18 protein-coding genes, 3 tRNA genes and 2 pseudogenes are annotated in these 19409 nt (G+C 67.7%); 17 read left to right on the top strand and 6 right to left on the bottom strand.

Annotated features, from left to right (window positions below):
* Positions 1–53: 53 nt before the first annotated feature.
* Positions 54–239, top strand: a pseudogene (locus K3U93_RS25580) (hypothetical protein); the annotation flags it as partial.
* On the opposite strand, the gene recD reads toward K3U93_RS25580, so the two are convergent.
* The 3 genes from recD to recC are packed head-to-tail and all read right to left on the bottom strand — an operon-like array spanning position 173 to position 8453.
* Complete coding sequence (gene recD, locus K3U93_RS03950) at positions 173–1897, bottom strand: exodeoxyribonuclease V subunit alpha (protein ID WP_083009298.1); 1725 nt, start codon at positions 1895–1897, stop codon at positions 173–175. The pseudogene K3U93_RS25580 and the gene recD sit on opposite strands and share 67 nt — an antisense overlap.
* The gene (recB, locus tag K3U93_RS03955; protein ID WP_083009301.1) at positions 1894–5172 is read right to left on the bottom strand and encodes an exodeoxyribonuclease V subunit beta; all 3279 of its coding nucleotides are present in this window, start codon (positions 5170–5172) and stop codon (positions 1894–1896) included. The genes recD and recB overlap by 4 nt, the downstream gene beginning before the upstream one ends.
* Positions 5172–8453, bottom strand: coding sequence for an exodeoxyribonuclease V subunit gamma (recC, locus tag K3U93_RS03960; RefSeq protein WP_083009512.1), 3282 nt, complete (start codon positions 8451–8453; stop codon positions 5172–5174). Before recC ends, recB begins: the two co-directional genes overlap by 1 nt.
* Positions 8454–8541: 88 nt before the next feature.
* On the opposite strand from recC, the gene K3U93_RS03965 reads away from it, so the two are divergent.
* Genes K3U93_RS03965 through K3U93_RS03975 form a run of 3 tightly spaced genes read left to right on the top strand, consistent with a single transcriptional unit; the run spans position 8542 to position 10783 of the window.
* Positions 8542–9291 (top strand): class I SAM-dependent methyltransferase, encoded by a 750-nt coding sequence (locus K3U93_RS03965; RefSeq protein WP_083009514.1) that lies wholly within the window; start codon positions 8542–8544, stop codon positions 9289–9291.
* A 22-nt stretch (positions 9292–9313) separates the two neighbouring features.
* Positions 9314–9769: a cyanase gene (gene cynS, locus K3U93_RS03970; RefSeq protein ID WP_083009304.1), complete on the top strand. Its 456-nt coding sequence runs from the start codon at positions 9314–9316 to the stop codon at positions 9767–9769.
* Positions 9770–10783, top strand: coding sequence for a patatin-like phospholipase family protein (locus K3U93_RS03975; protein WP_071513549.1), 1014 nt, complete (start codon positions 9770–9772; stop codon positions 10781–10783).
* A gap of 122 nt (positions 10784–10905) precedes the next feature.
* Here K3U93_RS03975 and K3U93_RS03980 read toward each other — a convergent pair whose 3' ends face one another.
* The 3 genes and pseudogenes from K3U93_RS03980 to K3U93_RS03990 form a co-directional block, all read right to left on the bottom strand.
* A complete protein-coding gene (locus K3U93_RS03980; RefSeq protein ID WP_083009306.1) occupies positions 10906–11601 on the bottom strand; it encodes a crotonase/enoyl-CoA hydratase family protein in 696 nt (231 codons plus the stop codon).
* 9 nt (positions 11602–11610) lie between these two features.
* Positions 11611–12452, bottom strand: a pseudogene (locus K3U93_RS03985) (DUF8453 domain-containing protein); the annotation flags it as partial.
* 161 nt (positions 12453–12613) lie between these two features.
* Complete coding sequence (locus tag K3U93_RS03990) at positions 12614–13327, bottom strand: MBL fold metallo-hydrolase (protein WP_083009312.1); 714 nt, start codon at positions 13325–13327, stop codon at positions 12614–12616.
* Positions 13328–13448: 121 nt separating this feature from the next.
* On the opposite strand from K3U93_RS03990, the gene K3U93_RS03995 reads away from it, so the two are divergent.
* From K3U93_RS03995 to rplA, 13 genes are all read left to right on the top strand, one after another.
* On the top strand, positions 13449–13658 hold the full coding sequence (locus tag K3U93_RS03995) for a type II toxin-antitoxin system VapB family antitoxin (RefSeq protein WP_071513553.1): 210 nt from the start codon (positions 13449–13451) through the stop codon (positions 13656–13658).
* A gap of 108 nt (positions 13659–13766) precedes the next feature.
* Positions 13767–13839, top strand: a tRNA-Thr gene (locus K3U93_RS04000).
* A 36-nt stretch (positions 13840–13875) separates the two neighbouring features.
* A tRNA-Met gene (locus tag K3U93_RS04005) sits at positions 13876–13949 on the top strand.
* A 131-nt stretch (positions 13950–14080) separates the two neighbouring features.
* The gene (locus tag K3U93_RS04010; RefSeq protein WP_083562784.1) at positions 14081–14782 is read left to right on the top strand and encodes an NUMOD4 motif-containing HNH endonuclease; all 702 of its coding nucleotides are present in this window, start codon (positions 14081–14083) and stop codon (positions 14780–14782) included.
* A 108-nt stretch (positions 14783–14890) separates the two neighbouring features.
* Entirely contained in the window at positions 14891–15058 is a 168-nt protein-coding gene (gene rpmG / locus K3U93_RS04015) for a 50S ribosomal protein L33 (RefSeq protein ID WP_003898538.1), read from the top strand.
* Between the two features lie 76 nt (positions 15059–15134).
* Positions 15135–15587 (top strand): (3R)-hydroxyacyl-ACP dehydratase subunit HadA, encoded by a 453-nt coding sequence (hadA, locus tag K3U93_RS04020; protein WP_420915399.1) that lies wholly within the window; start codon positions 15135–15137, stop codon positions 15585–15587.
* Positions 15574–16002, top strand: coding sequence for a (3R)-hydroxyacyl-ACP dehydratase subunit HadB (gene hadB / locus K3U93_RS04025; RefSeq protein WP_071513556.1), 429 nt, complete (start codon positions 15574–15576; stop codon positions 16000–16002). Before hadA ends, hadB begins: the two co-directional genes overlap by 14 nt.
* Positions 16003–16016: 14 nt before the next feature.
* A complete protein-coding gene (hadC, locus tag K3U93_RS04030; protein ID WP_071513557.1) occupies positions 16017–16517 on the top strand; it encodes a (3R)-hydroxyacyl-ACP dehydratase subunit HadC in 501 nt (166 codons plus the stop codon).
* A 154-nt stretch (positions 16518–16671) separates the two neighbouring features.
* Positions 16672–16744: transfer RNA gene (locus K3U93_RS04035), tRNA-Trp, on the top strand.
* 98 nt (positions 16745–16842) lie between these two features.
* Positions 16843–17316 (top strand): preprotein translocase subunit SecE, encoded by a 474-nt coding sequence (gene secE, locus K3U93_RS04040; RefSeq protein ID WP_083009317.1) that lies wholly within the window; start codon positions 16843–16845, stop codon positions 17314–17316.
* A gap of 32 nt (positions 17317–17348) precedes the next feature.
* Positions 17349–18095 (top strand): transcription termination/antitermination protein NusG, encoded by a 747-nt coding sequence (gene nusG, locus K3U93_RS04045; protein WP_083009319.1) that lies wholly within the window; start codon positions 17349–17351, stop codon positions 18093–18095.
* A gap of 37 nt (positions 18096–18132) precedes the next feature.
* Positions 18133–18561 carry a 50S ribosomal protein L11 gene (gene rplK, locus K3U93_RS04050; protein WP_071513560.1) on the top strand — a complete coding sequence of 143 codons (429 nt, stop codon included), beginning with the start codon at positions 18133–18135 and terminating at the stop codon, positions 18559–18561.
* An 81-nt stretch (positions 18562–18642) separates the two neighbouring features.
* Complete coding sequence (gene rplA, locus K3U93_RS04055) at positions 18643–19350, top strand: 50S ribosomal protein L1 (protein WP_071513561.1); 708 nt, start codon at positions 18643–18645, stop codon at positions 19348–19350.
* Positions 19351–19409: the final 59 nt, after the last annotated feature.

Raw genomic sequence — 19409 nt, forward strand, 5'->3', positions numbered from 1 at the left:
GCGACCGCACTCGCGATCGTCGCATCATGGTGCAGCGATGCTAAAAGTCGGGCGTGCGTACCACCATCGACCTCCCGGTCGACCTGCACAAACAGGCGCTCGCGATCGTGCGGGACACTCATAGCACGCTGAGTGAGTGTGGGGACGGTCGTGACCTTCGACGCCGTCGCGCTCACTGTAGCCGCTGCCGTAACCCCGTCGCGCGCAACGCCCGACGCCCGACCGCGGCCCGTACCGACGCCTCGGAACCAACGACACGCACCTTGGTCTTCGCCCGCGTCACCGCCGTGTAGAACAACTCCCGCGTCAGCAACCGCGAATCCTCCTGCGGCAGCAGCACCGTCACCTCGTCGGCCTGGCTGCCTTGGCTTTTGTGGATCGTCATGGCATGCATCGTCTCGACGTCACCGAGGCGGCTGGTCGCGAAGTCGAGCGGTCCGGTCGCGGTGTCGATGACGGCCCGCAGACCTTCGGCGCCGGCCACGGTTACGCCGGTGTCGCCGTTGTAGACGCGCAGCCCGTAGTCGTTCGCCGTCACCAGCAGCGGGCGTCCCGCGTACCACTGCGACCACGCCGGCTGGCCCGTCTCCTCGGCAATCCACTTCTGCACCAACCCGTTCCAGTGCGCCACACCGAAAGGCCCCCGCCGATGGGCGCACAGCAACCGGTGCTCGTCCAGCGTCGACAGCGCGACGTCGACGGCGCCCAGCGCGGCGGCTTCGCGCAGCCGCAACGCGTGCGGCAGCACGATTGAGCGCAACCGCGGGGCCGAGTCGTCACCGTCGCCGGACTCGAGGTACTCGATGTGTTCGTCACCCGAGCGCAGCAGCGCCAGCGCGCGATCCGCATCGCCGACGCGGATCGCGTCGGCCAGCGCACCGATCGACTTCCCGAACCGGTGCGAGGTCCGCAGCGTCGCCACCCGCACGTCGTCCCGGGCCGACAGGCCGTCCACGAGGTCGGCCAGCACCGCACCTGCCTCCACCGACGCCAGCTGGTCGGCATCGCCGACCAGCACCAGCCGGGCGTCCGGGCGGACCGCCTCCAGCAGCCGCGCCATCAGCGTCAACGACACCATGGACGTCTCGTCGACCACGATCACGTTATGCGGCAATCGATTTCCGCGATCATGCCGAAACCGCGCCGAGGTACCGGGCTTGGGGCCGAGCAACCGATGCAGCGTCACGGCACGCAGTTCGCCCAGTCGCTCCCGGTCGGCGGCGGAAAGCTTGGCCACTTCGTGCGTCACCGCCTCCTGCAGCCGCGCGGCCGCCTTGCCGGTCGGGGCCGCCAGCGCGACGCGGGGCCGCGGCCCACCGGCCGACTCCGCCTGCTCGGCCGCCAGCGCCAGCAGCCGCGCGACCGTCGTCGTCTTGCCGGTGCCGGGTCCGCCCGTGAGCACCGTGACCGCCTGCGAGAGCGCGATTTCGGCGGCCTGGCGCTGCTCCCCATACTCGGCGGGAAAAAGTCGCTCTGAGGCGGGCAACTCGCCTGCCGGCCCGGACGCCAGCAGCGCCAGCACGTCGTCGCGCACCTGCGTCTCCTCGAGCCAATACCGGTCCAGGTAAAGCAGCCGATCGTCATATAGATGCAGCACCGCCAGCCCACCGAGCAACGGGCTCGCCCGCACCGCCACCAGCCACGCCTCAAGCTCCGGCCACGGCAGGTCGCCAGCGCTCGCAACCTCCGAGACCGCAGCCAGATCCACGCACACCGACCCCCCGCGCAGCCCGCGCACCGCCAGCGCCACCGCGAGCGCCATCCGCTCGTCGGGCTCCTCGCCCAGCGCGCAAACACGTTCCGCCACATGCACATCGGAGACGTCCAGCACGCCGGCCTCGTTGAAGGCGCGCAGCAGGCCGACACCGGTGAGGGAGACCTCGACATCCGCCGTCATGCCGCCCGCCTCCCCGCGTCGAGCAGATCCGACAGCGCCACCACCAGCTCAACCGGCGGGCTCCAGCCGAACACGCCGGCCGGGTGTCCGTCGTGGACCGGAGTGTCGGCACCGCACATGCCCCGCACGAACAGGTACAGCACCCCGCCCACGTGCCGCGCCGGATCGTAGCCCGGCACCCGCCAGCGCAGAAACCGATGCAGCACAACGGTATACAACAGCGCCTGCAGCGGGTAGTCGGAGTGCAGCATGGCCTCGGTCAGGCGCGCGAAGCCGTAATCGGCGGCGGTGTCACCGAGGTGGTTGGTCTTGTAATCGACGACCAGGTAACGCTGACCGGGCAGCCGCAGCACCGCGTCGATCGACCCGGCCAAATACCCGCACAGCGACTGATCGCCCAACCCGGCCGACATCAGGCGGTCGGCGTACGGCGCCAGCGGGTCGCCGGCGGGCAGGTGCAACCGCAGCAGTTCGCCGACGTCGGACACCGTCACATGCGGGGCGGGGCCGCGCCGATCACCCCCGGCCAACGGGATCTCGAATCCCAACTCGCGCAGCCGATCCCGCACGCCGATCCGCCGCAGCGTCACGCCTTCCGCCAGCGGGCCCAGCGGTGTGTCATGCATCGGCACCAACGCGGCGGCCAGCTCGGCGGCGTCGACGTCGACCGGCCACCACGCGCGGTGCCGTCGCACCTGCCGCTCGAGCTCGGCGGGCAGGTCGGGGACACCGGGATCGGCGGTCTCCATCACCGCGTGCACCAGGGAACCGAACGCCGCGCCGGCGGGCATGGCCGCCAGCGGTGACGCGACCGAATGTTCGGGCGCCGGCGCCGCGACGACGACCGCTTCCACCTCGTCGTCGCGCACGCCCACCTCGGGTTCGCTGATCACCCGGACCGCCACCTCTTCCGCGCCACGCACCAGCGCGGAATACGAGGTTCGCCGCCAGGCGGTGTCGATGGCGCGGTGGAAATGCCGCACCGCGAAGTCGGGCGGCGGTTCGGGCGCGTGGCCGGCCGGTGGCGTGGCGATCACCGATTCCTCCACCGACGGCCCGCCCGCCGCCTCCCACCGTTTGAACACCGCCCAGGCGTCCTCGTCGGTGATATCCGGCGCGCACCGATCCGGCACCCCCGACTCGCCGACGCCGCGGCCGCGCAGCAGGCGTGAAAGTCCGCCGCTTACTTCGTATTTGGTGGGCGCCCACCACGCGACCACCTGGGATTGCGCCCGGGTGAGCGCGACGTAGGTGGTACGGAGGTTGTCTTGGGCGTCCTCGAGCAGATTCAGCCGTTTGGCCGTCTCGCGTTCGGGGCTGTCGTTTTTGCCGCCGATGTAGAGGCAGCGGGTGTCGTCCTCGTGGTAGAGCAGGATGTCGTCGCTGCGGACATAGCGATTGAATGCGAACGGCAGGTACACGATCGGAAACTGCAATCCCTTGGCCACAAACACGGTCATGATCTGCACCGCGGCGGCGTCGCTGTCCAGGCGCCGGTTGTGCTCGCGCGCACGGGTGCGGTTGTCGCACTGGCGGCGCAGCCAATCCCGCAGCGCGGGCGGGCTGTAGCGCTCGCGATGCGCGGTCTCGTACATCAGCTCGGCGATGTGCGCCAGGTCGGTCATGTGCCGCTCGCCGCCGTGCTGGGCGAGCACGCGTCGCCCCATGCCGTTTCGCTGCGCGGCCTCGAAGACCGCCGCTATCCCGCGCTCGCGGGCGTAGTCGAGCCACTGCCGCAGCGTGCCGGCCACGCGGTCGGTGAGCGCATCGCCCTCGGCGGCAAGGGTTTCCGCGGTCTCCCCGAAGAACATCGTGCACGCGGCGGCGCGGACCAGCCCGCTGCGTTGTGGGGCGTCGAAGGCCTCCAGCAGGCACAGCCAGTCCTTGGCGGCCTGGGACCGGAACACGTCGGTGTCGCCGGTGTAGACGGCCGCAATCCCGGCCGCCGCCAACGCATCCCGGCACGCCCGGGCGTCGACGTGCTGCTCGACGATCACCGCGATGTCCCCGGCCCGCACGGGACGGCCGTCGTAGGTCGCGTCGCCGGCGAGCAGCGCGGCGATGTCCGCGGCCAGATCGGACGGAATGTACCGGCGCAACTTGTCTATCGGGATGTTGTCGGTGCCCGAGACGGCGCCATGGCCCAGGGTGGGGCGTTTGACGACACGCAGCCGAAACGGCGCGTTGTGCGGCGCCCCGGCCAGCCGCTGCCCGTCGTGGTGGGCGTCGATGTCGTGCACGACGATCTCGGGGTGGCCCAGCACCGCGCCCTTCAGCACCGCTTGCAGGCTGTCGACGAGCGGCCGGTCGCTGCGCCAGTTGACCCCCAGCGTGTAGCGGCCGGCGGCGGTGCGAGCGGCCATCAGGTAGGTGTGGATGTCGCCGCCGCGGAACCCGTAGATGGCCTGCTTGGGGTCGCCGATCAGGATCAGCGTCGCGTGCCCGGCGAACGCGCGTTCCAGGACGCGCCACTGGATGGGGTCGGTGTCCTGGAACTCGTCGACCAGCACGATTCGCCAGCGCCGGCGCATCCGGTCGCGGGCCGGGGAGTCTTCTGCTTCAAGGGCTTTCGCGAGCCGGGTGAGCAGGTCGTCGTAGCCGAGTATGCGTAGCCGCCGCTTGCGCCGATCGAGCTCGGCGCACACGTCGCCGGCGAACCGCAGCCGGGCGCCGGCTTCGCCGTCCGGGTCGGGATTGACCGGGCGCAGCTGCGCACACGGGTCGTTTACGACCGCCCGGGCGAGGTCGAGGGCCTGCCGGTAGCTCAGCACCGGGTCGTCTTCGTGGCGCCCGAAGCGGGCGAGGTACAGGTCGTCGACGATCTCGGTGACCAGGTCGTCGAGGCTTTCCTGCAGCCTCACGTCGGCGGCGGTATCACCGGCCACGCCAAGCGATTTCAGGACCCGGCCGCAGAACTCGTGGGTGGTGGCGATGGTGGCCGCGTCGAAGTTGGCCAGCGCGTCGCGCAGCCGCGCCCGCATGGCCACGTCGCCGCCGCGCACCAGATGCTCGACCAGGTCGCTGCGGGCCGGCGCGTGGCCCTCCAACGCGGACAGCGCCTCGACGATCTGGCCGCGGACCCGTTCCCGAAGCTCGCGGCTGGCGTTGCGGTTGAACGTGATCAGCAGCATGTCGTCGAGCGTGACGTCGGTCTCGGCGAGATAGCGGGTGACCAGTCCGGCCAGCGCGAACGTCTTTCCGGTGCCGGCGCTGGCCTCCAGCACGGTGGTGGAGCGCTCCCGGGGCAGCGGCCCCAACAGGTCGAAGCGATCCATCAGCCGGGCCTTCCCTCGGCGGCCAGCACCGGCGACCACAGCCGGGCCGCCAGCGCGCCCAGCCGGGTTTCTTCGCCGGGCATTTCTTCACCGGGGCGGGGCGCGGCCAGCAGCACGTCGAACGGCGCCTTGAATCCCCACACCCTGGCGTGCGCCGGCTCGCGGTCCTCGCCGTCGTGAAAGTTGTTGCTCTCCCACTTGCTGCGCGCGTATCCCACCGGGTCCTTGCCCTTGTGGCGCCTTTCGGCCCACGCGTAGGACGTCTTCAGCGGCAACGGCAACGGCTCCCGTCGGCCGGCGTCGAACAGCGTCACCAGGCCGGCGAGGACGGCCAGCGCATCGGGCGGCGCGCGCAGGCGGCACTCCTCGATGGTGTCCTTGGCGCCGCGCCCCACGTAGACGGCCGTCCAGTCCCGGCCCGGGCTGGCGGCGCCGAGCGTGACCAGCGAAATCCAGGCCAGCAGTTTGTGTTTGGGCGCAAGCCTCGAGTAGGTGACCGCAACGATGCGGTTGTCGAACACCCGATTGACCGTGCCGGTGACGCGGCGGCCGTCACCGAGGGTGATGACGACATCGTGAGCCGTGGAGTCCCCTCGTCGGTGGCGTCCGGCGGCGACCGCCAATCGCCCCGCCCTGTCGCGGATCTGCTTTGCCTTGCGCCAGCCCAGCCGGTCCGGCGGCAGTGTGCCGCGGCGCCACTCGAACTGGGCCGCCGCGTCATCGCCCATGCCGCGCAGCATGTCGTGCAGCATGCGGTCGCCGACGGTCCACTCCTGCAGGGGGTCGATGTCGACGGGCATCGCGTCGCAGACCGTGTCGACGTCCCACGGCAGGGTGTAGTCCAGCGCCCGGAAGAAGCCCCTGACCGGGTCCTTGAAGAAGTCGAGCAGGTCGGCCAGGGTGATGTCATCGGGATGCGGCGCGGGCAGCGGGTCGGTGATCAAGGGCCGAGGCGCGCGGCGTGTGCCGGCGGCGGCCCGGGCCGCGGTCAGCGCGGTGGGGTCGAACGTGAACGGCTTGTCGGGCACCAGCGCGCCGGGCACGACGTTGCGGCGGTCGAACGGCTGCAGCGGGTGCTTGATCAGGATCCGTTCGCGCACCGGCGATTCCGTGGTCTGATCCAGCGCGTCGAGCAGCTCCGCGAGCGGCACCGCGGGCGGACGCTCGTGACCGGTGTGCTCGTCCGCGCCGGTGTAGGTGATCACCAGCGTCTCGGTGGCCGCGCAGACGGCGTCGAGCAGCAATTGCCGGTCCTCGGAACGGATGTCGCGCTCACCGGTCATCGGCTCTCGGGCCAGCGCGTCGTCGCCGTCGGGGGCGCTGAGGCGCGGGAACACCCCGTCGTCCAGACCGACCAGGCACACCACCCGGTGCGGCACCGAACGCATCGGCACCATCGTGCACACGGTCAGCGTGCCGGTGCGGAAATTGGCCCGGGTCGGGCGGCCCGCCAGGCGGGCGGACAGCAACGCGCGTATGTCGGGGAGCCGCAGCATCATCGAGGCGCGGCCTCCGGCCTGCTCGACGACGTCGGCGAATTCGGAGTGCAGCTGCGCCTCGTGCCAGGCGTCCGCCGATTCGGTGAGCAGGCCGACTCCCTCGGTCAGGGCGTCCAGCCATTCGGTCAACGGCCTCGTGCCGCTGAGCCTTTCGGCGACATGGCGCAGCCGGTCGACGTATTCGGCCAGGCGGCCGGCCAGCTCCACCCGGTCGCTGCCGACGTCGTCGAGCGGCAGCGCGGTGCCCAGCCAGGCCCGCGAGTCCTCGGACATCGCGACGCCGGTGAGGATGCGGTCCAGCCCGAAGCGCCAGGTGTTGTGGACGATGTGGTCCAGCCCGTACGGCGCGCGATGTTCTTTGTCGAATCCCCACCGGATGTTGGCTTCCCGCACCCAGTCGGTGATCTCGTCGAGGTCGTCGTCGGTGAACCCGAAGCGCGCGCGCACCGGCGCCGCCTGCGCGAGGTTGAGCAGCTGGGTGGCGGTGGCGCGGCCGTCCGCGATGTCCAGCAGCTCGGCGGCCACGCCGAGCAGCGGGTTGGTGTGCGTCAGGGAGCGGTCGGCGAGCCTGACCCGCAGCCGGTGCGCGGGGTGGCTATCGCCGGCGGTCTCCCCGAGCCCGAAGCCGGCGACGATCAGCGGCGCGTAGGTTTCGATGTCGGGGCACATCACCACGATGTCGCGGGGTTCCAGCGTCGGGTCGTCCTCCAGCAGGCCGAGCAGGACCTCGCGCAGCACGTCGACCTGCCGCGCCGGGCCGTGACAGCTGTGCACCTGCACCGACCGGTCGCCGTCGGCGAGCCGGCGGCCGTTGGGCCCGACCGCGTTGGCGGCGACATCGGATTGCAGCCGGCCCAGCAGCGTGTCGGGTTTGGTTGCGCCGCCGATGAATTCGTCGGTCGCGCTGGTGGCCGGCAGCGCGCGCTGCAGCTCGCGCAGGTCGCGGCCCAGGGTCTCCAGCAGCGGATGTTTGGCGGCGTGCCGGCTGGTGTCGTCGCGTCGCGCCACCGCGCCATGCGGGCCGGTGAGCGCCCGCCACAGCTCGTCGCTGGGGTGCGGCAGCCACAGGTGCAGATCGTGGTGGGCGGCCACCGCGTCGAGCAGCTCCACGTCGGTGCGCGCCAACCGGGTGTGCCCGAACAGCGACAGCCGCGCCGGCAGGTCGGACGGGCCCTCGCGCAGCCGGGCAACCGTCTTGTGGTGGCGGACGTGCGGGGGATCGGCGGGGACGGCGGACGCCAGCGCGCGCCAGAGCGGCGGCTGCCAGGCCAGGTCGGTGTCGAGGTCGCCCGGGTTGCCGTCCAGCCAGTCGGCCAGCAGCCGCGGCCGCTGCCTGGCATACGAGGCGAACAGCCCGGCCAGCCGGCGCGCCACCGAATAGCGCCGGCCGCGCCGCAATTCGGCCTCGGGACCCGTATCGAAGTGGCCCAGATGCGTTGCCAGCGTGCGGCACCAGGGTTCGTCCAACGAGCGGTCGACGACGTCCAACAGCGGCCACACCAGGGCGTCCGGCGACCATGGATCGTCGTCGGCCGCGCCGGTGATCTCGGCGATCAGCGAGCTGGGGGTGCGGAAGGCCACCGCCGCGCAGACCCCGTCGCCGTCGCCCGGCTTGCTGCCCAGCACGTGCGAGAGCCGCTGGCTCAGCCAGCGCTCCACCCCGCGCGCGGGCACCAGCACCAGCTCCTCGGCGAACGGGTCGGCCGGCGGGGCGGCCAGCAGCGCGCCGAGCCCGTCGGCAAGCAGGTCGGTGCGCTCGGCGCGGTGGAGGTGGAGGGCCATTGCGGTGTCACCATAGAACGCCCCACCGACAGGCGGCGGTGGCACCATGGGCGGGGTCGACGCCTTGTCGAGTCGTAAGCTCGTGACCGTGCATGACCATTACGGCGACTACGGAATCGACGGCTCGTTTCACACCATCTCGGCGCGCGGGCAGGCGATCGGCATCGGCGCCCAAACGGTGGCCCTGACGGTGTGGGCCGGGATCAGCTGGGCACGCGGCAAGCGGCTGATGGCGGCGCTGTCGGGAGCATCGGCTGCCGCGATCGCTGCGACAACGGCCTCGTACGCCTACGCAACGCGAGCGGGCAAGTTCGTGGTGTGGGACCGCATCCTCGACGAGCTGCGGCTGGGTGGCGACGAAACCGTGCTCGACCTCGGATGCGGGCGCGGTGCGGTGCTGCTCGCCGCGGCCAAGCGGTTGCCGCGGGGCCGGGCGATAGGTGTCGATCTGTGGCAGGCCGACCAGACCGACAACTCGCAGCAGGCCACGCTGGCCAACGCGGCGTTGGAAAACGTCGCCGATCGCGTCGAGGTGCGCACCGCCGACATGACCGCCCTGCCGTTGGCGGACGAGAGCGTCGACGTCATCGTCAGCAGCCTGGCCATCCACAACATCCCGACCAGCGAGGGCCGGCGGCAGGCGCTGGACGAGGCGGTCCGGGTGCTGCGGCCGGGTGGTCGCCTCGCCGTCGCGGACCTGTGGGAGACCCGTCGGCACGCCGAACATCTGCGCGATCTGGGCTGGCGAAACGTGAAGCGCCGCAACCTCGGATGGCGCATGTGGTACGGCGGCCCCTGGTTCTCCACGCGCCTGGTCACCGCGACGAAGCCGGCGTGACTCGGGCGGGCATGGCGGGACGATGAACAGAAACGAACTCACCGAGCGGATCGTCGTCGCGCGGCTGGCGAAGGGGCTGACCTGGCAGCAGCTGGCCGACGCCATCGACAGGCCGGTGGTATGGACCACGTCGGCGCTGCTCGGCCAGCAGCCGATTCCCGCCGAGCTCGGCAAGGTGCTCGCCGCGATGCTCGGCCTCGACGAGTCGGCGGTGCCCGTGCTGGCGGCGCCGCCCATGCGCGGCGGCCTGCCCACCAGGGTGCCGACCGACCCGACCATCTACCGCTTTTACGAGGCCCTTCAGGTGTACGGCGGCGCCATCAAGGAGCTGATCCACGAACAATTCGGCGACGGCATCATGAGCGCGATCAACTTCAGCGTCGACCTACAGAAAAAGCCGCACCCCTCCGGCGACCGCGTCGTGGTGACCTTCGACGGGAAATTCCTTCCCTACCAATGGGTTTCGGCGGAGAACTAGATGGCGGTCAAGGCGGAACAGCCGAAATCCGTGGATCTCGTGCTCTCCGGCGGCGGCGTCAAGTTCATCGGTCTGGTGGGCGCCATCGTCGCGCTGATGGATGCCGGATATTCGATCAAGAGAGTGTCGGGCGTTTCGGCCGGCTCGGTGGTCGCGGCGATCTTGGCGGCCGGGTCCAAAGAGGGCCAGCTGACCGGCGCGGAGGTCAAGGAACTCGCCTTCTCGGTGCCGCTGCACAAGTGGCGCGACGCGGGGCCCGTCCCCTATCTCGGTGCCGCGTGGGGACTGGTGCGGGAAACGAGCATGTATCGGGGTGATGTCGCCCACGACTGGATTCGGGGCGAGCTGAAGAACCTGGGCGTCACCACCTTCGGTGATCTGCTTCTCGACGAGGCCTACCTGATCGGGGGACGGCAGTACAAGCTGGTGACCACCGTCGCCGACTTGACCGCGGCCCAGCTGGTGAGACTGCCGTGGGACTACCGGCGGCTCTACGGGCTGGACCCCGATGAGCAGCCGGTCGCCGAGGCGGTCCGTGCTTCGATGGCGATCCCGTTCTTCTACCGCCCGGTCAAGCTGACCGGAGTCAGCGGGGCGACATCCACCCTCGTCGACGGTGGTGTGCTGTCGAATTTTCCGATCGACACCTTCGACCGGCCCGACGGCAAATCACCACGCTGGCCGACGTTCGGGATCACGGTCTTACCGAGGCCTACCGAGGGCATCGGTGCGGTGATGCCCGCGCTGAAACCCCTGCGCTTCTTCGAACAGACGGCATTGTTGGAAAGCCTGCTCACGACGATGCTGGCGGGGCACGACCAGACCCACCTCAACCACCCGTGGGTCTCAACCCGCGCGATCGTCGTCGAATCGACCAACGTGGGCGTGCTCGACTTCGATGCCCCTGCAGAACGCTTGGAAGAGCTCTACGACAAGGGGTATGAGGCGACGCAGGAGTTCCTGTCGACGTGGGACTGGGCCGCCTATCTCAAGCGCTTCCGCTGGGCCGGTTGACGGCAATCGGCCCAGCTCATCAGGGGTGAAGTGACGGCCCGGCGTTGGCGTGCCACACTTCGAAATTGGAGGAGGCGACACGAGGGTGAGGCGGTTGCCCGGGCAACCGCATCGCCTTCTCCCTACAGACCGAATTCGGCTTCTATTCCGTCGATGCCGGCGCGGATGGCTTTGAGCGCGTCGGCGCGGGCGCGTAACTTGGTCGCGGCGTGGGCGTGTTGGTGCAGGCCGGCGAATTCCCGCGCGGCCTCTTCGGCGCGATCGACCACCATCTCGGGCAACACGATCTCGTCGACAAAGCCGGCGGCGAGGGCGGTCTCACCGAAGAACGTCTTGGCCAGCCCGGCGGCCTGCTGGTACGCCGACCGGGTCAGCCGCAGCTTCATGATCTCCAAGGCCGCATAGGGGATGGTCATGCCGATCGCGACCTCGTTGGCCTGGATGTTGTACGCGTGGGCGGCCACCCGGTGGTCGCCGGACGACAACAGGAACGCCCCCATCGCGATGGCATGTCCGGTGCAGGCCATCACCACCGGCTTGGGGTAGGACAACAGCCGATACGCCAGCTCGAAGCCGCCCCTGAGCATGTCGATCGCCGGCTGCACCTCACCGGAGGTCAGGATCTTCAGGTCGAACCCGCCACTGAACACCCGCTCGTTGCCGGTGAGCACCAGCGCCCCGATGTTGTCGCTGTCGGCCCGGTCAAGCGCCTCGTTGAGGGCCTGTTGCATCGTTGGGCCCAGCGCGTTGACTTTGCCGTCGTCCATCCCGATGACCGCGATGGAATCCTTGTGGCTGTAGGCGACCGGGCCGCTCATGGGTTGCTCCTTGCCCGTCAAACGTGCTGGCTGCGGTGCTTGCCCAGGTCGGCTTCGGCGTTACCCCAGCGCAGGCTGACATCGGTGGGCTGTTCGAGCTGCCGGGTGCGCCACCTGTCCTGGGTCTCCTGCACCGCGCTGTTGATCCGTTCGATCTCGCTGCGGAACACGTCGGGACGTGTTTCCTTGCTCGCGTAGTGGAAGTAGGTCAGCAGGCCGCGCAGCAGCTCCAGCTTCTGCTTTTCCCGCTTCGCCAGGTCGTGGGTCGTCATCAACTCGATGCGCTGAACCGGCGGCAGGGCATCCCAGTCCAGTACCACATCGGTCTGCAGCGCAGGTCGATCGCGTTGCCAGAACCGCCAACCGCGCGGCTTGTCGGGGCGGTCGTAGTAGGTCACGGTCCCGGTAAAGCGAGACTCGATGCCGCCGCCGATCTCGGCCCGGTCGAGCGCCGAATCCCACACCATGCGCCATTCCTGGCCGGGCGCAAGTACCGGCAACTCGCGTGGCAGCCGCAGTTCGACGACGTCGGCGTAGCCGTCGGCGGCATTTTCGTATTCGGCGACCGTCGGCGGAGTCGGAAACGAGAACCGGATGTCGTAGGCCGCGGTCTGGCCGAAATTTCTGGCCACGAGTTCGATCACGTGCCAGTCGGCGGGATGCGGCTCCATGAACATCGCGACGTGGGGGCGGATCTGCTCCGCGGCCAACCGGCGGTTGAGTTTGATCTGCCGGCCCGCGAAGACCAGCGCGACGACACCCAGCAAAATCGCCGCCCACGCCGCCCATGCCAACCAGGTGCCGGATCCCACATCGGTGACCCCGTGCCAGCCGCTCTGGAGCCACCCCATTGAATCCACCCCTCCGCTTATATCACAGTGATCTTCGGCCGGAAATTTCGCTGACCCGATAGTATTCGCTGGCCCGATTATCCCGATAATAGGGCGCCCGGCGCATATTGCCGGCCATGAAATCCATCCGCATCAGGACACACAAATGGCCGCCGGGCCGCTCAGCCGCCCATCACCATTCGCCACTGATCGAGATTAGAGGCTCGATACACGTAGTTGGAGCGCTTGACCTCCGACAGCGACGCGCTCGGTTCGGCCGAATACCAGTGCCCCGGAAACACCGTCGGGTCACCGGGAAGCGTGGCCAGCTGCTGCAGGCTGCGATACATCGCGTCGGAGTCGCCACCCGGAAAGTCGGTGCGCCCGCAGCCCTCCAGGAACAACGTGTCGCCGGCGACCAGGCGGCCGTCGAGCAGGAAGCACTGGCTGCCGGGCGTGTGACCCGGGGTGTGCAGCAGCTCGATTTCGATGTCGCCGACGCCGACCCTGTCGTGGCTCTCGTGGGTGGTGAGGTCGCCGACGCTGATTCCGGTGACTCGCGAAACCCAAAGGGCCTCATGGGAGTTCACGTGCACCGGCACGGGTGCCCTCTCGAGCAGCTCGGCCAGGCCCTTCAGCTTGAAGCCCATCATCTCCCCGCCCACGTGGTCGGGGTGGTGATGGGTCACCAACACCCCGGACAGGTGCATGCCGTCGGCCTCGAGGGCGTCGAGCAGATCGCCGGCGGCGTAGGCGGGGTCGACCACCACGCAGTCCCCGGTCCGGCGGTCGCCGATCAGGTAGGCGAAGTTGCGCATTTGCGTCGCGAACGGGTCGCCAGCAGCGAAATCGCGACCCGATAGCAGTTGACGGAAGTACAGCCGGTCGTCTGACATCTGACCAGACTATGACCCATCCCCGGGCTCGTCCCGGCCACTTCGCATTCGGGCGCGCTTTGCCGGAAAAGAGCCGCCGTCCATCGGGTTCGGGGTTATGCGCAGTGGGTATTGTTGGCACATGAAGAAGAGGGTCGAGATCGAAATCGACGACGACCTGGTCCAAGAGGCGATACGTCGATTCCATCTGGCTGACACGCGCGAAGCCGTCCATCTCGCGTTGCGGACCTTGCTCGGCGCGGCGGGCGCGGGCGATGAGCAGGGCGACGAATACGACGAGTTCAGCGACCTCAACGCGTGGCAACCTCGCCGCAGCGGCGACAAGGGCTGATCCTTCCCGCCACCGCGCGCGGACCTCGTCGGTGGTTTGGTGACGTTACGCGCCAGGCTGTACCCTCTGTTAGGCCCGCGGCGGCACTGGCCGCCGCTTGGGTGAATGGCCCCCTTAGCTCAGTCGGTAGAGCGTTTCCATGGTAAGGAAAAGGTCAACGGTTCGATTCCGTTAGGGGGCTCGGCGGACGCCGAGCAAGCTAGCGGCGCATACCAGAGGCGATGTAGCTCAGTCGGTTAGAGCGAACGACTCATAATCGTTAGGTCGCCGGTTCGAGTCCGGCCATCGCTACTTCAGAGGCGTTTTTTTGAGCCGGTACGGCGTCCGGCCAGCGTTTATTCAGCGAAAATGACACGTACAACACGGGCCCGTACGGGCCGGCCTAGCGAACCCCGGGTGCTTGCATGTTGAAATAGTTGGCAGTGGAAAATGGCTGGCATGGTGAACACTCGCAAGTCGCGGCGGGGCTCGGTCGGACTATCGACTCGGCGGCGGCGATGACGGAAGAGCCAGTGATAACTGAAGAGACAGCGACGACCGAAGAATCGGTGACAACCGAGGAATGGCGTACCATCGCCGGATTCCCGAGCTACGAGGTTTCGAACCTTGGGCGGGTGCGTACCAAGCCTCACATCAAGGTGCGTAAGAACAACAGCCCGTTTCCGGTCGCCGGGCGAATAAGGAAGCTCCAGCTCAACGAGAACGGCTACCTCATCGTTCATGTTCAAGACGAGGCGGCTCGAAAGCGGGCGCTGCGGGTCAACGTCATCGTCGCGGAGGCGTTCATCGGTCCGCGACCGGCCGGCATGCACGTCTGTCACAACAACGGCATCGCCACCGACAACCGCGCCGAGAACCTTCGCTATGACACGTTGTCCAACAACCAGCTCGACACCGTGCGGCACGGGACGCACTTCAACGCCAGCAAGACGCATTGCAAACGCAACCACCCGCTGACACCGGAAAACGTCTACGTCAACCCCACGACCGGCGGCAGACGCTGCCTTCAGTGCGTGAAAGAGCGGAACCAACCATGGTTGAAAGCGGACGCCGAACCCGGTAGCGGAATCGTGACACACGAGCCCCCTGCCCCCAGACGCGGCCGCAATAGGCGGAAGCGATGAGGTTTGCTGGGCCGCGTTAGTTCATAATCGTTAGGTCGCCGGCTCGAGCCCGGCCATCGCTACGACACAACAACGCGACGTTTGAGAGAGATTTGAGAGAGAACCGTCATGGCTTCCAGTACCGACGTGCGGCCGAAGATCACCCTCGCATGCGAGGTGTGCAAGCACCGCAACTACATCACCAAGAAGAACCGCCGGAACGACCCGGACCGCTTGGAGCTGAAGAAGTTCTGCCCGAATTGCGGCAAGCACCAGGCGCACCGCGAGACACGCTAGCGTCGACCTGCAAGCGTTGATTCGGATCGACTAGGTAGGTTCTACAGCCGTGCCGTTGACCACAAGCATCATCGGGATGCACTACCGATATCCCGACCACTATGAGGTTGAGCGGGAGAAGATCCGCGAGTACGCGATAGCCGTGCAAAACGACGACACCCCCTTCTTCGAGGAGGACGCGGCGGCCGAGCTCGGCTACAAGGGGTTGCTGGCCCCGTTGACGTTCATCTGTGTGTTCGGCTACAAGGCGCAATCGGCGTTCTTCAAGCACGCCAACATCGCGGTCACGGACCAGCAGATCGTCCAGGTCGACCAAGTGCTGAAATTCCAGAAGCCGATCGTGGCGGGCGACAGGCTCTACTGCGACGTGTACGTGGACTCGGTGCGTGAGGCGCACGCCACCCAGATCATCGTGACCAAGAACATCATCACCAACGAAGCCGGTGAGATTGTCCAGGAGACCTACACGACCCTGGCGGGCCGTGCCGCCGAGGATGGAGAAGAGGGATTTACTGATGGCACTGCGTGAGTTCAGTTCGGTGAAGGTGGGTGACCGGCTTCCGGAGAAGACCTACCCGCTGACCCGCCAGGATCTGGTGAACTATGCGGGAGTCTCCGGCGACCTGAACCCGATCCATTGGGACGATGAGATCGCCAAAGTCGTCGGGCTGGACACCGCGATCGCCCACGGCATGCTGACCATGGGGCTGGGTGGCGGCTACGTCACGTCGTGGGTCGGCGACCCGGGCGCGGTCACCGAGTACAACGTGCGGTTCACCGCCGTGGTGCCGGTGCCCAACGACGGCAAGGGCGCCGAGCTCGTCTTCAGCGGCCGGGTGAAGTCGCTCGATCCGGAGAGCAAGTCGGTGACCATCGCGCTTACGGCCACCGCCGGGGGCAAGAAGATCTTCGGGCGGGCCATCGCGTCGGCGAAGCTGGCGTAGACGGGCGTAGGTTTATGGCGCTCAAGACCGACATCCGCGGGATGGTCTGGCGGTATCCCGACTACTTCGTCGTGGGCCGCGAGCAGCTTCGTCAGTTTGCGCAAGCTATCAAGTGCGAGGATCCGGCCTGCTACGACGAGGACGCGGCCGCCGAACTCGGTTATGACAACATCGTTGCGCCGATGACGTTCGTGTCGATACTTGCGAAACTTGTCCAGACGGACTTCTTCCGGAATGTCGACATTGGCATGGAGACCATGCAGATCGTCCAGGTCGACCAGCGGTTCGTCTTCTACAAGCCGATACTGGCCGGCGACAAGCTGTGGGCCAGGATGCACATCCACTCGGTGGACGAGCGTTTCGGCGCCGACATCGTCGTCACCAAGAACATCTGCACCAACGACGACGGCGAGGTGGTGATCGAGGCCTACACCACCCTGATGGGCCATCAGGGTGATGACTCCATCCAACTCAGATGGGACAAGGAATCCGGACAGGTCGTCAGAACGTCGTAATTGGTATCGGATTTCCTGCGCTTGAGTGGAATCGAGTACACTCGAATCTCGGGGTTTTCCCAGCATCAGCGCGCTTTCCGCGAGTCGAACGAGCGGGGGCGCGCGTGTCATGTGAGCCCCGGCAGGTAAGCACAGGCTGGCCTGCCAACCGCGAAGGGGCGTAGCTCAACTGGCAGAGCAGCGGTCTCCAAAACCGCAGGTTGCAGGTTCAAGTCCTGTCGCCCCTGCTGAAGACGACCATGGGTATGTGCCATGGTGGACACTGGAAGATGTGGCCACCACAGTGGGACGGCTCGCGGGACACTAGCAAACAAAGGAGCATGCGGTGAGCGACGAAGGCGACGTTGCCAACGACGCCGCAAGCGACGGCGGCGACACCGAGGACGGCCGCGGGAGCGGCGGTCGGACGGCCGTGGTGACAGTGACGCGGCCGCAACGCCCGACCGGCAAGCGGTCGCGGCAGCGAGTGGCCGATGCCGACGAAGACGTCGACGTAGAGTCGCCGGACGAGGTCGAGGCCGCCGAGAAAGACGTCAAGAAAGACAAGGCCAAGAAGCGCCGGACCGGCAAGAAGGCCAAGAAATCGAGGAAATCCGGGGACCGTTCGGTCAATCCCGTCGTCTTCGTCTACACGTACCTCAAGCAGGTCGTTACGGAGATGCGGAAGGTGATCTGGCCGAACCGCAAACAGATGCTCACCTACACCTCGGTGGTGCTGGCGTTCCTGGCCTTTATGGTGGCGCTGGTCGGCCTCGCGGATTTCGGCCTGGCCAAGCTGGTGCTGTTGGTGTTCGGCTGAGCATTGCAGAGCGATAGAGAGGACTGAAAACCGTGACTACCTTCGACGGTGAAACGTCCGCGGGTGAGGCGGTCGACGTGCACGAGGTCGCCGAGTCCCCTGAGATCTCAGAGACCATCTCAGAGACCGCAGCGCACGCGGAGCCGGTTGAGGAGGTCGACCCGGCCGCCGCGCTCAAGGCGGAGCTGCGCAGCAAGCCCGGCGACTGGTACGTCGTCCACTCCTACGCGGGATACGAGAACAAGGTGAAAGCCAACCTGGAAACCCGCGTGCAAAACTTGGACGTCGGCGACTACATCTTCCAGGTGGAAGTGCCCACCGAAGAGGTCACCGAGATCAAGAACGGCCAGCGCAAGCAGGTCAACCGTAAGGTGTTGCCCGGCTACATCCTGGTGCGCATGGATTTGACCGACGACTCGTGGGCCGCGGTGCGCAACACGCCGGGGGTTACCGGGTTCGTCGGCGCGACGTCGCGCCCGTCGGCCCTGACGCTCGACGACGTGGTGAAGTTCCTGCTGCCGCGTGCGGCCACGAAGAAGGCCGCCAAGGGTGCGGCCAGCACGGCCGCCGTCACCGAGGCGGGCGGGCTGGAACGTCCGGCCGTCGAGATCGACTACGAGGTCGGCGAATCGGTGACCGTCATGGACGGACCGTTCGCCACGTTGCCGGCCACCATCAACGAGGTCAACGCCGAACAGCAGAAGCTCAAGGTGCTGGTGTCGATCTTCGGCCGCGAAACCCCGGTGGAACTGACCTTTAGCCAAGTTTCCAAGATCTAAACCCCTCTAAACCCCTGGGAAGGAACGTCAACATCTCATGGCCCCGAAGAAGAAGGTCGTCGGGCTGATCAAGCTGCAGATCGTGGCGGGACAGGCCAACCCTGCTCCGCCGGTGGGACCCGCGCTTGGCCAGCACGGCGTCAACATCATGGAGTTCTGCAAGGCGTACAACGCCGCCACGGAGAACCAGCGCGGCCAGGTCATCCCGGTGGAGATCACGGTCTACGAGGACCGCAGCTTCACCTTCGCGCTCAAGACGCCGCCCGCCGCCAAGCTGTTGCTCAAGGCGGCCGGCGTGGGCAAGGGCTCGGCGGAGCCGCACAAGACCAAGGTCGCCAAGGTCAGCTGGGATCAGGTGCGCGAGATCGCCGAGACCAAGAAGTCCGACCTTAACGCCAACGACATCGACGCCGCCGCGAAGATCATCGCCGGCACCGCCCGATCGATGGGCATCACCGTCGAATAGGTCTGCATAGCCCGCTATCCGTGGGAGGGCCAGCTTCGGCCCGCTTCCTAACCACGACCCAACACCGGATTGGATGAACCAATGAGCAAGAACAGCAAGGCATACCGCGCCGCCGCCGAGAAGGTGGACCGCGTCAACCTGTACACCCCGCTGCAGGCGGCCAAGCTCGCCAAGGAGACGTCGTCGACCAAGCAGGACGCAACCGTCGAGGTGGCGATCCGGCTCGGCGTCGACCCGCGCAAGGCGGACCAGATGGTCCGCGGCACGGTCAACCTGCCGCACGGCACCGGCAAGACGGCCCGGGTCGCGGTGTTCGCCGTCGGCGACAAAGCCGATGCTGCCGTCGCCGCGGGAGCTGACGTGGTCGGCAGCGACGACCTGATCGAGAAGATCCAGGGCGGCTGGCTGGAATTCGACGCCGCGATCGCGACCCCCGACCAGATGGCCAAGGTCGGTCGCATCGCCCGCGTGCTGGGTCCGCGCGGCCTGATGCCCAACCCCAAGACCGGCACCGTCACCCCCGACGTCGCCAAGGCCGTCGCCGACATCAAGGGCGGCAAGATCAACTTCCGCGTCGACAAGCAGGCCAACCTGCACTTCGTCATCGGCAAGGCGTCCTTCGACGAGAAGAACCTGGCCGAGAACTACGGCGCCGCGCTTGACGAGGTGCTGCGGCTCAAGCCGTCGTCGTCGAAGGGCCGCTACCTGAAGAAGATCACCGTGTCGACCACCACCGGCCCGGGCATTCCGGTCGACCCGTCGGTCACCCGCAACTTCGCCGAGGCCTGATTTTCCCTGCGCGAGCAGACATAGAGTCGCACAGATATCGCTTCGGCGATGCGATTCTG

Source organism: Mycobacterium malmoense, assembly GCF_019645855.1.
In the GTDB taxonomy this organism is placed as follows: domain Bacteria; phylum Actinomycetota; class Actinomycetes; order Mycobacteriales; family Mycobacteriaceae; genus Mycobacterium; species Mycobacterium malmoense.

Coding starts and splice junctions, on each gene's coding strand:
- recD (WP_083009298.1), bottom strand. CDS start 1,897: ATGACGGCGGATGTCGAGGTCTCCCTCACCGGTGTCGGCCTGCTGCGC.
- recB (WP_083009301.1), bottom strand. CDS start 5,172: ATGGATCGCTTCGACCTGTTGGGGCCGCTGCCCCGGGAGCGCTCCACC.
- recC (WP_083009512.1), bottom strand. CDS start 8,453: ATGGCCCTCCACCTCCACCGCGCCGAGCGCACCGACCTGCTTGCCGAC.
- cynS (WP_083009304.1), top strand. CDS start 9,314: ATGAACAGAAACGAACTCACCGAGCGGATCGTCGTCGCGCGGCTGGCG.
- K3U93_RS03975 (WP_071513549.1), top strand. CDS start 9,770: ATGGCGGTCAAGGCGGAACAGCCGAAATCCGTGGATCTCGTGCTCTCC.
- K3U93_RS03980 (WP_083009306.1), bottom strand. CDS start 11,601: ATGAGCGGCCCGGTCGCCTACAGCCACAAGGATTCCATCGCGGTCATC.
- K3U93_RS03990 (WP_083009312.1), bottom strand. CDS start 13,327: ATGTCAGACGACCGGCTGTACTTCCGTCAACTGCTATCGGGTCGCGAT.
- K3U93_RS03995 (WP_071513553.1), top strand. CDS start 13,449: ATGAAGAAGAGGGTCGAGATCGAAATCGACGACGACCTGGTCCAAGAG.
- rpmG (WP_003898538.1), top strand. CDS start 14,891: ATGGCTTCCAGTACCGACGTGCGGCCGAAGATCACCCTCGCATGCGAG.
- hadA (WP_420915399.1), top strand. CDS start 15,135: ATGCACTACCGATATCCCGACCACTATGAGGTTGAGCGGGAGAAGATC.
- hadB (WP_071513556.1), top strand. CDS start 15,574: ATGGCACTGCGTGAGTTCAGTTCGGTGAAGGTGGGTGACCGGCTTCCG.
- hadC (WP_071513557.1), top strand. CDS start 16,017: ATGGCGCTCAAGACCGACATCCGCGGGATGGTCTGGCGGTATCCCGAC.
- rplK (WP_071513560.1), top strand. CDS start 18,133: ATGGCCCCGAAGAAGAAGGTCGTCGGGCTGATCAAGCTGCAGATCGTG.
- rplA (WP_071513561.1), top strand. CDS start 18,643: ATGAGCAAGAACAGCAAGGCATACCGCGCCGCCGCCGAGAAGGTGGAC.